Raw genomic sequence first — 11,671 nt, forward strand, 5'->3', positions numbered from 1 at the left:
ATACGCCCATTTTTTGTTTCTTGCCGTGGCTAATGCCCGGTATTAATGAAGCTTTATTTACTTTTATGGGCGCTTTTTTTCGGTAGGCGTACACTTCAGGGGTTTTGTTGCCGAATAAAAGCTTGCCAACTATGGATACACCCTGCTTTAGTGGAATTTAATTTTTAACCAAAACGTGTTTTTATCGTGAGAAGAATGATTTTAGTTGTGTGTGCTCTGGTCTTTACAGGGGCGGCTACAGGCCTTTTGGCGCAAGAAGAGCAAACGGCATCTGCTGCAAGTTTGTACAATGACGGCCTGGGCAAAATAAAGGAGAAAAGCTATGCCGAAGGGCTGATGCTTATGGAACAAGCGCTTGAGGCTGCGGATTCTTCTTCCGAAACGGATGTCAAAGTGATGGCCTTGGCGAAGAAGAACGGTGCAATCGCTGCTTATTATGTAGGTACTAGCAAGCGGAAAGCAGACGATTTTGAGGGAGCGCTGGCAGCTTACGAGCAGGGCGTGGATTACAATCCTGGGTTCTATGCTAACTATATTGGTCGTGCGCAAGCACTAGAAGGGCTGGAGCAGAAGGCTGAAGCTGTAGCCGCTTATATCGCGGCCGGGGAGGTGTGCGATAAAGCCAAAAAGGCGGATAAGGCTCAGACGATGTTCGATAAGGCTGAGAATATGGTCGGCGTAGCTTGGGGCGACAAAGATTGGGGCACCGTTATGGCGATGGCTGCGTCTTTCCTGGAAAGCCGCGAAAGTGCCAATGTGAACTATTACCTCAGCGATGCTTACCTGGCCGAAGGCGATCAGGACAAGGCGCTGATGCATGCTGACAAAGCCATTGAGGCAGCTGCAGCGGGCGAAGGCGATAAGTACGTGATGCAGAAAGCTGAAATCCTGGAGGCTAAAGGGGATAATGCTGGTGCTGTAGCGCTTTACAAGCAGATCACAGACAGCAAGTATGTGGAGCGTGCGAAGTATAAAATTGATCAGCTGGGCAGCTAATGCCGGTATGGTCGGAGCACTTTTTGTGCATGGAAAAACCCCTTGGAAGCCTTTTCCAAGGGGTTTTTAGGTAGGGGCAACAGTCTCTTTGCGATGGGCACAAGCCCGAATGCTGCTGCTCTGATTATGCTGGGGCCGGGCTAGCGCTGCGGAGGGGTGGCCAGCCCGATAGGGCCGAGCGAAGAGCGAGCCCCGCAGCATAGCGCCCCTATGCCGTTAGGCAAGGGGAGCCCCCAAAGCCATCTGATTGGTGGACGTTTTACCGCTCTCCTTTAATGAGCTCAATATAGCCGCTCAAAATTTCAGGGCCGGGGATGATCCCGTCTACCCTTCGCTCAAAGTAACGGCACTTGTAGAAGTAGGTGCCCTCCGCCAGATTGCTGCCGGTCAGGTTCTTGCCATCCCAATTCAACTGCGGGTCTGTAGTGTTAAAGACGGTCTGCCCCCACCGGTTGAACACGGTAAACTCGACCCGCTCGATAAAGCAGGAAGACATGGGCCGGAAGATATCGTTTTGCCCGTCGCCATTTGGCGTGAAGGCATTAGGCAGGATATAGGACGGGCAGTTATCTACACAGACGATATTGCTGAAGGCGCTTTCATTGAGGAAGGTGTCGATAGCCGTTACGGCATAGCAGCCTGCAATGCCAAACGCTGGCTTATCCTCAAGGTTGTTGAGGCGTGCATCCGCAATTTCTGCAATTTGTTGGAAGGGCTCGCCTTCAAATGGGGCATAATACACCCGGTAGCCCACGACATCGTCCGTTTCCGGGCAAATGTCCATGGGGTTCGTCCAAGTGAGGGTATTGAGCAAGCTGTTCTCATCTTCGCAGCTTATATTCTCCCCGCAATCATTTTCAACGGCAAGCTCCGGAGGGCAGGGCGCAACGTTGTCTACCGGCACGCCGCATGCTTCCTGAGAGTTGTTGAGCAGTGGGGAGGGGAGCCCAACTACCCCGTACGAACCGCTGGAGCGTATGTAGTAGCAGTATTCTTCCCCATTTACTAGCCCTGTATCCCGGTACATTTGAGCGGTGACCGTCGTTAGGGAATCGAAGGTGCCGGCTTCATTTTGACGGAATACGGTGTACTCGGAATTGTTCCAGGGCACATTTTCGCTCCAAGACAAGGCGTTGGCGTTATCCGTAGGGGCAATAGAAAGGAAAACAGAAGAAGCCGGGTTGGTCTCGCCTAAGGGCTCCACTTCATTGTTTACATAAAAGGCGACGCGGTAGCTGTATGCTGAGCCGGCGGTGTTGAGCCCTACATCTGTGAAGCAGGTATCATTAGCCCCTGCAAAGGTAGGGGAGGTGAAAATGGCCCCGGTCGAGATGAAGTCGGTAGGGGCTGGGCTGAGCCCTGTGGCCCGGAAAACTTCGTACACGTAGGGGCCGGGGTTTTGGAGGGTGTCCAAGTCTTCCGCTAGCGGTTTAGACCAGCAGACCTCTATTTCCCCATTTGCGCCATCTGTACTGAGCACATTGACATGCGTGATCAGCGGGATGTCCCGGTTGAGCTGAACGCAGACTTCCTCTGAAGGCAGGCTTTCCACCGCATTGTAAGTCGTGCTACCGGTTGGGGTTGACAGTGCGAACTCTGCCAGGATACGGTAGCAGTAAGTGCGGCCCCGTTCTACGTTTTCATCAAAATAAACATAGCGCCCGTCCTCCTCATCCATGATGGGCGCGTTGAAGAGCTTGGTGTAGCCGCTGCCGTCCAAGCCGGGGCTGCAGGTATCGATGGGGAGGTCGAGGCTGCCTTCTCTGCGCCATACGGTAAACCCTCTGAAGTAATCATTTTCGGTCACTTCGCAAGCATAGGGGCGCTCCCAGGATACTTGGACCACGCTAGCTTCGGAGGTGGCTTGTACATCCTCAGGCGGGGGCCCTACTACTTTAATCCGGACCGTTTTCAGGGTGGCCAGGCCTGTAGTGTCACCGAAGAAGTTATCGGTGGCTTTAAAGACTACTTGGTAATATTGTGCAGAAATGGCCTCGCAGGGCGTCTCCCATCGGAAAGTCTTGACCACGGGGTCTTCCTCGAACGCATCGGTATCCGGTGTGAAGGTAGCTGGGCTGGCAGCGACCTCAAAGGGGCCGCCCAAGGCAGTCAGGCGCACGAGCTGATCGCTCTCCGATAAGGGGGCGGTCGCGATGACGTCAAACTCCAGGACATCCCCTGCTACGACACAGATTTCGTCAAAGGGCACTTCAATCTCAGGAGGCAGGTTTTCGCATTCTTCAATCAGGATCTGCATGTCCCGCACGATAGAGCCAATCTCCTGCCCATTCCTGAATTCTCGGATCAAGATCGCGATATTGTATTCCCCCCTCCGCTGTGGCGCATCCCAGGTGATTTCCCCAGTCTGAGGGTTGATGGCAATTTGGTTGCCAATGCCCGGGCCAATCATGGTGACCGGCTCGTAATTGGTCACAGGGGTGCCAATATCTTGGAGGGGCGTGATGAATTCGTAGGTCAGGCTGTCATTGTCTTCGTCAAATGCATTAGGGTTGTGGGTGAACACTTTGCCCACGCAGCCGATGTCAACGGGCGGCTGTAGCAAGACCGGGGAGTTGTTGCAGCCTTGGAACTGTGGGTTGAGAAAAGTATAAGTGGTCTCCAAATGGAAGCGGATCTGATCTGAATTGGGGAAATTGACATTCAGGATGCCGCCATTCCGGTTGGGATCGGTCATGGTTATCTTATACGTCCCTCGGGAAGGGAAGGTGTGGGTGGCTATGTAGAAGTTCCGCTTCGTATCATTTTCGAGCAGCTCGCCCTGTGGAGGGTTGCCCGCCCCATTGCTCCTGGCTACGCTTTCGCAAAAGCCGTCCCCCCAACAGATGACAAGGGTGTCGCGGTCAGCAGGTATACTGCTGGCTTTGGTATAGGTGATGATGGTCGCTTCTATGGTCAGTCCTTCTGGCCCGGGCAGGGAGCAGTCATCGAAAACCCTGCGCACAATGATTTCCCCCGCCCGGTTGTGGGTAGCTTGTAGCGGGCTGGAGATGGTGCAGAAGAGCGCCAGTAGAAATAGCGTACGTGGCAGGTATTTTATCATAGACATAGGCGAAGGCTTTAACTTGTTGTGCAGAAGATACGTACAACTGCCGTACAGGCGATGATGGTTAGCATAATTTTTAACGGGCAACCCCTTGAAATAGTTTGTGCCAGAGGCCTTCAAGCCATTGATTTACTGCTTGTACGACAAAAAAAGAAGCACTCCCTCGAGGGAGTGCTTCAATAAAATACTACTTAAACCTGTCAAAATAGACGTTCAGGGGAGACTTAGCCTAGTGCCTCAAGCCATAAATCCTTGACACCCCAAGTTTTGTTATTTTCCGCCTCCTCTTCGTTAAAGAACCGCTCCTTTAGCTCAGGCAAAAGTCGCGAACCTTCGCCTTGATTAGTCGGAAAATAACTTCAACTTAAGTATCAGAGATTTATGACTTAAGGCACTAGCGGTTTACTCGAAAGGGTTGCTCTCCAGGTATTCGATATACTCATCGCAGGCCTGATCAGGGACTTCAATGTCGGTGTAGTCAAAAATGATAGTCCTGCCATCGGCTTCATAGTTGATATTGACCGTTTCCGTGAAGCTGTAGACCGGGCTGTCAATGATGACTGTGGTATCTGTAGTCGGCACTTGCAGGTCGAAAATGCAGCGGTCGAGGCTGAGGTAAGAAATACGGAAATCATAGTATTCCCCAATATTCAGAGAGGAAGTAGAGCCTTCGCCTTCAATCAGCCAGCCTAGGGGGGCGTAAGTATCGCAGCCAGTCTCCCGGTAAAAGATGGGCACGCTCGGGCTGACGACCAAGTCGTTGTAATCAGAAGAGCAAGTGCCGGAAACCGTCACAAAAATGCGGGTGAGCATATCATTGGACAATGGCTCAGAGAGGTCCAAGGTCAGGTTCTCACCGCAAGGGAGGAAGTCGGGCGAAGTGTAAAGCAAGTCGCCGGTGGAGCAAGGGCCTGCGCCATTGGTATAGACCTTGAAGTACACCTCTGTATTGGCCATGGTATTGCCGATGATGACGCTGATGGTCTGCCCGTTGTAGAAACGAGTCTGATAAGTGGTCAGGATGGCGTCATTGTCCGCGCGGATGATCTCCACGAAATAATAGCGTTCGGGGTCAGTCCGGAACTGATTGGTGTTGAGGATGTCGATTTCCGTAAATGGCCGGCAGAAACGGCGGCCTCCGAGGAACCAAGTAGAGAGGTGGGCTTGTTCGAAGCGGGCGTAAAGGCGGTTGCCGGCATCAGCAACTACGACAGCCTCTGTTTCTTCTTGCCACAGGCCCAGCTCTTCGTTGAAGCTCCACACCGGGATGCGGTCGCCGGCCTCTACCTTCATTTCCGTCACCGGGTTGATGGCGTCATCTGCAAGCTTTACCGTCACTTCCAAGGGTTGGGAGAAGGTCTTCACTTCCCCTTCGGCCGTTTCCATTTCCAGAGAGTAAGTGGCCAGGCTGGTAAAGATGGATTCTCCCAGGTGGTTGCCTGCTTTGTCGAGGGCATCAGCCCCGTACAGATCTACGGGGGACATTTCATGTACGCCCCGCTTGCTGAAGTCGTAGTGCGCCATAAACGCTTCCACGCTGCCGGTCAGCTTGCGGCCGTCTGCAGCCAAGAACTCGGTTTGAGGCGCTACAGTCACTTCCAGTTGTTCGCCGGTGCTGACCGCTGCTGCACGTAGGCGGGTGCTGCTCTCGAGCCCCCTCTGCGTTACTTTCAAGCTGTTGCGGTCGGTCTGTATGCCATCGATACGGCTGTTCTTCGCAAGCAGGCGGACCGTCTTGAACTGATTGTCCTCGTTGTCGATACGGTAGTAGCGGGTGGTTGGCAAATAGCCCTCCGCTTCAATTTTCACTGCAAACTCGATAGGGTCTATCGTGCTGTACTGCTCAATTTTACGGATGCCAATAGAAATAAAGCCAACGCTCGGGTCCTGAGGGTTGATGTTCATCCGCAGGTCTTTCTCGCCAAATACGGTATAAACTTTGTCCCGGTCAGGGCCCAGCGTGGTGATTTTCACATCTGTAGGGATCTCCTCGCCAGGCGTTGCAGGGAGCACCTGTATCGTCAGTGGGTTCTTGAGCAGGTCCGTGTTGAGGTTGAGAGAAGTGCCCTTCAGGACATCCTCCATCTTGGTGCAGGATACTGTGCTAAGGGCCATAGCCGCTAGCAACAGAGCAAGCCTTGTTAGATCGTTTAACTTTTTCATGATTAATTCAGGATTATCTTATTCAGGATTAAAAGAAAAGCCAATTCGTATGTTGACTACCGGGTACCACCGGTAGGGGGATAAATTGCGGGTGAGCACTTTAGCATTGTGCTCGTTATTCCGGATCAGGCTCGTGCCGTCCACGAAAATTTCGGGGGCTCCTTTATAGTAGGCGCCCAGGTCTGCGCTGATAGAAACCCTGCGGTTTGCATCAATGACATGGCCCAGGCCTAAGCCCAGGTAAGGGTTGAACAACAGGTTGTACCTCACACCGCCCATTACGTAGCCTAGCTCATCCGGTTCGAAAGCGATATCATTGAACTGCACCGCATCTCTCAGTTTTATGGAGCCGCTGATCTGATTGTTGAAGAAGAAAGCCATTCCGCCCACAAGCCGGATGCCGCCGTTGTGCGTGAGGGAATAGTCCCAAAGGGCTGTAAGCGCAGTTTGCCGTACATCGAGGTTGATAGAGGCGTAGTAGGCAAAGCGGTTGAAGTTGGTCTCCCATTTGCGCAGGCTGAAATCCATAAAATCTATGCCATACCTGATGGCCCAGCGGCCGGGCATGTCCTTGGCATAGGAGAGCCCGGCTAAAGCGCTAGACCCTGTAGAAAAGCTAAAAGAAGCAGTGTTGCAATGCCGGTAAAGGCTACAGGTATCAGATTGCCCTGCCGCCCCGAGCTGCAGCAAGCTCAGAAAAACCAGCAATAGCCAGCAAAGGCCGTTATGTCGGAGCGTTTTTTGGGGCAAAACTTTTACTTTAAGCGTTCAATAATTTTACTCTCACCTTCAGCTAAAATGCTGCAATTGACCGTTTTGGGCTTGTTGCCAGTTCACGGGCCCAATGCGCCTGCCGCTTGTTGCCATCAGCGCCCCGCCGTGAGCCCAACTATCAGCATAAATGTTTGTATATGTGCTCGGGGCGCTAGCGCTCCGGGCTAAAAACGATTTTGTGCTGTTTCAAATGATTGGTTAGTGCAAACAGGATGTAGAGCCTGATCATGAACAACAGGCTACATTGCTTAGTGTAGTAGTTACGCTTATCGTAGAAGGTAGTGGGATTATGTGGTAGCGGGGGCACGGCAATCGGAAAACTGACGTTGGGGGGACCCTAGCTTAGACCGCTGCAATAAAGCTATTTTATACTTTGAGGCTGCTGACACCGGTGTTGCCTCATATTTTACAAAGCACAAAATAAGAAAATTTAGCTGTATAAAAAGAGTGCGCTCAGCTATTTTCTCAAGGGCTGGGCCGGTGCAGTAGGGCTATCTTTGAATGTCGCTGTACGTAATTTATCTAAAATGCTGATTTGGCAGTATGATTTTTGGCATTCTCCGCGTTTGCTGCTAAACTTGTAGTCTTTTTAAACGGTCATTTCACCAAGTATTTTTTTAACAAAAGTGAAGTCTGTGCCAGAACGACTTACAATCCTTCAAAAGGCTATATATACGTTTTTTGTATTCTTTGCCGCAGCGGCTACGGCCAGTATGCCCCAGCCTGCCTATGTAGAGGGCGGCCATCGTTCGGCGGCTATTGCGGCCTGGGCGGAAGCCATGGATGCTTCTACAGTGGCATTCTTAGATGCCCAGCTGCACAGGCTTGAGCAGTCGTTTGCCCTCGAAGGGGTGCCCGGCTATGCATACGCAGTGGTAAAGGATGGGGTCATTGTAGCTATGGAAGGGGGAGGGGCCTGCAGCCTAAGCGGCGGGGAGCCGGTCACTTCTAGCACGCTTTTCAGGGTAGCTTCCCTGTCGAAAGGGATGACTGGCGTGCTTGCAGCCTATCTGCAGGGGCAAGGGGCGTTTTCTTGGGCAGACCCCCTTGGGCGCTTTTGGGCGGAGGGGAAAGCTGCTTTGCCGCAGCACATCCAAGACCTTACCCTTCAGCAGCTTTTAAGCCATACCACTGGCTTGCCCAGGCATACTTTTTCAAACCTGTTGAACATGGACCGGCCCTATCCGCTGATATTGGGCATGCTCGGGCAAGTGCCCCTTTCACATGAGCCGGGCACTTTCCATAACTACCAAAATGTAGCCTTCAACCTTGCGGCCGACTTTATGGAAGGGGCGTGCCAAGAGCCCTTTGGCCAACTGCTGCAGGTGCAGCTCTTCAAGCCTTTGGGCATGGCGACCGCAGGCTGTGGTCTGAGCCACTATCAAAAGGCCCGGGAAAAAGCAAAGCCCCACCAAAAGAGGGCTGATGGGTATGTCGAAGCGGAAGTCTCCCCGGGGTATTACGAAGTGCCCGCGGCAGCTGGTGTCAATGCCAGCATCAAAGACATGGCCAATTGGCTGCAAGCCATGATGGGCAGCAAGCCGGGCGTGCTCTCGCAGCAAGCTCTGCAAGAGGTGTTTTCGCCTATAGCCGATATACCTATTGGGGAGCGGTCTTTGCGGCATTGGCCGGGCATTACATCCGCTCACTATGGGCTTGGCTGGCGCTTGATCGACTGGCAGGGCACAGCGGTGCACACGCACAGCGGTTATGTGGATGGCTTCCGCGCAGAGATCGGCTTTCTCCCGAAAGAGGATATTGGCATTGTGGTCCTCTCCAATGGGGCCAACCATACGGTCGGGGCGTTTGTCCCCGCTTTCCTGCAAGGTTACCTGGAGCGCTTTGGCCCCCAATCCTGAACGCTTGCCGCTACCAAAGCATAGGATGGAAACGTACCTTCCCTTGTGGGCTGAGCTCCAGCGAAGGGCTAGGGATTTTAATCCAGTTGAGGAGTGAGCAGGCGGTGCGCAGCCACGGTTTGCGGAACGGGATTTTCTTTAAGTCAATGTCAAAGGAAAGGTAGTACTGCCGCTGCCGCTGCAAGGCAGCGGGTGCGGAAAAGTTGGCTCCAGTTGATTCGTCAGCCCAGGTATTGCCGTGCCCGCCGTACATATTGCTGGCGCCGTACCCGGCAGCGAGGTTGAGCCATGGTGGCAGCCAGCTCGGGGCGTCCTCTCCGCAGAAGGAGGCAAGATTGGCCGATGCCCATATGATCTGCCCGTTGTAGTCTTTAAGGAAGGCTTCGGCATAGCGCTGCCCGTACAGGTCATAAGCCCTTTCCCTAAGGGTAGACTGCTGTGCGCCATCTGTTGAAAAGATTGGGGCAGTGCTGTACCTAGGGCGCGTATTGGACATCTTGAAGCGGATGCGCTGCTCGCCCCAAGCCCACTGTTGGGCGGCGAATGCCCCTACGCCCAAGGTGTTAAAGCCGATGTCGTACCAAGAGAACCCCCACTTTTCAGAAAAACCGTCCATTACCTCTATAGTGCCTTGAAGCACGGTGCCTACCCCAATGGCGAGCAGTGTCGAACGGCCCGGGCGCAGGCCAGTCCAGCGCAAGCCCCGGTAGGCAATATCGGCCTGCGCATAAGCTGTCATCAAATGCCCGGCTTTGTCCATGCCCATCCACTCTCCGCTGTCGTCAAAAGTGCGGAAAGGGCCAAGGTCGTAGTTTTTGTACCAAGCATGGTATAGCCCTACGGAGGCACCTGCATACAAGCCAGCGCCCACGCCCGCACAGGCCCAGAAACGCGCTTGGTTGAAGGTGTCGGAGGGCATCAAAAACTGCTTTTGCCCCGAAGCAGGGCTGCTGAGGCAAAAAAGTAGGATAAGGGGAAAATATAGCCGGTACATGCCTCAAAGATAAGCGATGCACCGGCAAAATTTCAGGCTGGGCCTGTTAAAGGCTGGGGGCTTATTGCCTTTGCTTGGCAAAAACGCGCTTTAGCAGGTCTGATGTCCGGGCACTAGCGTTCTCACGGATATCTTTTTCCTTGACTTCTACCAGCGCAAAAAGCCCTTCTAAGGACCGGGACGTGACGTAGTCGTCTAGCTCCGGGTTGGCTTTTTGCACCAAGGGGAGTTTGTTGTAAGCCACGACAGCGCTCTTCCAATAAGCCCGTGCATTGACCTCGTCAAGGGCATTGATGATGACGGGCTTGAAGCCGTCGTAGAGCCCCTGATAGGTAGTGCCGTAGAGGTATTGGGTGGCAGCATTATCCTGGCCGGTAAGGATGTCCATAGCGTCTTGGAAACTCATTTGGCGGATAGCATCGGTAAATATGGGCTGTGCTTTTTGAGCAGCTAGCTCCGCTGCACGGTTCATCCGTATGGTGAGCTCTTCCTCTAGGTTCTGGAAGCCAGGCACTGCGCGGAGCCTGCGTGCAATGTCGCGCACATCGTCCGGCAGCTCAATTTTATATTGGCTTTTGAGGAACCCATCCTCCGCAGATAAAAAACCGCTGGCCTCGCTCGCGCCCAGTGTGAGCGCCTCCCTGAGCCCAGCTGCTGCGTCTTCTGCACTAAGGGGGGTGTCTGTGCCCAGCAGGCCGTCTTTAGCCGATTTGAGCTTGTCTTTCCAGGCTTGCCCGAAAGAGGGGGCGAGCGCCAAAAGGGATAAGGTGAGTGCAAAAATCCATTTGAGTTGCATAATCCTTTTTTTTCATGAACAATGCCCTTGCAATAGGAGGGCTGACCCTTCAACAACCCATTCCGGCTCATATTAGTAGCCGCCTGTCTATGGTTTAACAGAACATTTGCTAAGTTTAACGAAAACCACAAGGGATGATGAGGGAAGCGGACAACCTTAGCGCTGCGATCATATTGGCAGCAGGTGCCTCCACCCGTATGGGGCAGCCCAAGCAGCTGCTCGAATGGAAAGGGGAAACGATGGCCGCCCGTGCCTGCCGCCTGGCACAAGAGGCAGGTTTTGGCTGGACCATCGCAGTGACCGGGGCGCGTGCTGCCGAGGTTGGTGCCGCTGTAGCTGGCACAGCCGCTGTTGTTGCGGATAACCCAAACTGGGAGAGCGGAATGGGGGGGAGCGTAGCGGTTGGCTTGTCCAAAGCACTACAGCTTTGCCCAAGGCTGGAATACGCCGGTTTTATCCTGACAGATCAGCCTTACCTGACCGCCGGAGTGCTGAGCCAGATGTTGGCAGCCCTGAAGGGGTCGGCTGCGCCAGGCATAGCTGCAGCGTATGAAGGCGTACTGGGAGTGCCTGCTGTTTTCCGTGCCCGCATTTTCCCAGAGCTCCTCAGCCTGGCTGGCCAGAAGGGGGCCAGGCCAGTGCTCCAGAAATATGCATCTGCGCTCTTGGCTTTCCCTTTTCAAGGAGGGGGTTTCGATTTGGATTATCCTGAAGACTACGAACGCCTGCTGCGCGGCAGCTGATGTTATGGGCTTTAGCCGAAATGTCGCTTGCGTTTAGGCTTGTCGGGCTCTAGTGGTCTGTCAAGGCTAAAACTAGGGGTTGCCTGCGGCGACTTTTGAGGCTACTCTTCGTTGGACAACCCCTTGCGTAGCGCTGCTATGCGCGGGAACATCCGCCTTGATTTAGCCTCAAAATTCGCTCCCACTCAACCCATAAATTAACACTTGACAGACCACTAGTGCCTCAAGCCATAAATCCTTGCCACCCCAAGTTTCGTTCTTTTCCGCCTACTCTTCGTTAAA

8 protein-coding genes are annotated in these 11,671 nt (G+C 53.5%); 3 read left to right on the forward strand and 5 right to left on the reverse strand.

Features of this window, described 5'->3' with window-relative positions; all coding sequences use genetic code 11:
- Positions 1–186: 186 nt before the first annotated feature.
- Positions 187–996, forward strand: a complete 810-nt coding sequence (locus tag FRY97_RS04600; protein ID WP_147166255.1) for a hypothetical protein — start codon at positions 187–189, stop codon at positions 994–996.
- 259 nt (positions 997–1,255) lie between these two features.
- Here FRY97_RS04600 and FRY97_RS04605 read toward each other — a convergent pair whose 3' ends face one another.
- The 3 genes from FRY97_RS04605 to FRY97_RS04615 all read right to left on the reverse strand — a co-directional run bounded on the left by FRY97_RS04605 (position 1,256) and on the right by FRY97_RS04615 (position 6,973).
- The gene (locus FRY97_RS04605; RefSeq protein WP_246141553.1) at positions 1,256–4,063 is read right to left on the reverse strand and encodes a gliding motility-associated C-terminal domain-containing protein; all 2,808 of its coding nucleotides are present in this window, start codon (positions 4,061–4,063) and stop codon (positions 1,256–1,258) included.
- Between the two features lie 399 nt (positions 4,064–4,462).
- Entirely contained in the window at positions 4,463–6,223 is a 1,761-nt protein-coding gene (locus tag FRY97_RS04610; RefSeq protein WP_147166256.1) for a hypothetical protein, read from the reverse strand.
- An 18-nt stretch (positions 6,224–6,241) separates the two neighbouring features.
- Positions 6,242–6,973, reverse strand: coding sequence for a hypothetical protein (locus tag FRY97_RS04615; RefSeq protein ID WP_147166257.1), 732 nt, complete (start codon positions 6,971–6,973; stop codon positions 6,242–6,244).
- Between the two features lie 659 nt (positions 6,974–7,632).
- Here FRY97_RS04615 and FRY97_RS04620 point away from each other — a divergent pair.
- The gene (locus tag FRY97_RS04620; RefSeq protein ID WP_147166258.1) at positions 7,633–8,856 is read left to right on the forward strand and encodes a serine hydrolase domain-containing protein; all 1,224 of its coding nucleotides are present in this window, start codon (positions 7,633–7,635) and stop codon (positions 8,854–8,856) included.
- 10 nt (positions 8,857–8,866) lie between these two features.
- On the opposite strand, the gene FRY97_RS04625 is transcribed toward FRY97_RS04620, so the two are convergent.
- Both FRY97_RS04625 and FRY97_RS04630 read right to left on the reverse strand, forming a co-directional pair.
- A complete protein-coding gene (locus tag FRY97_RS04625; protein ID WP_170254498.1) occupies positions 8,867–9,775 on the reverse strand; it encodes a DUF2279 domain-containing protein in 909 nt (302 codons plus the stop codon).
- Positions 9,776–9,911: 136 nt separating this feature from the next.
- A complete protein-coding gene (locus FRY97_RS04630; RefSeq protein WP_147166260.1) occupies positions 9,912–10,646 on the reverse strand; it encodes a DUF4197 domain-containing protein in 735 nt (244 codons plus the stop codon).
- A gap of 134 nt (positions 10,647–10,780) precedes the next feature.
- On the opposite strand from FRY97_RS04630, the gene FRY97_RS04635 reads away from it, so the two are divergent.
- On the forward strand, positions 10,781–11,389 hold the full coding sequence (locus tag FRY97_RS04635; RefSeq protein WP_147166261.1) for a nucleotidyltransferase family protein: 609 nt from the start codon (positions 10,781–10,783) through the stop codon (positions 11,387–11,389).
- The last annotated feature ends 282 nt before the right edge of the window (positions 11,390–11,671 follow it).

The sequence above is a fragment of the Phaeodactylibacter luteus genome, assembly GCF_007993045.1.
Classification (GTDB): domain Bacteria; phylum Bacteroidota; class Bacteroidia; order Chitinophagales; family Saprospiraceae; genus Phaeodactylibacter; species Phaeodactylibacter luteus.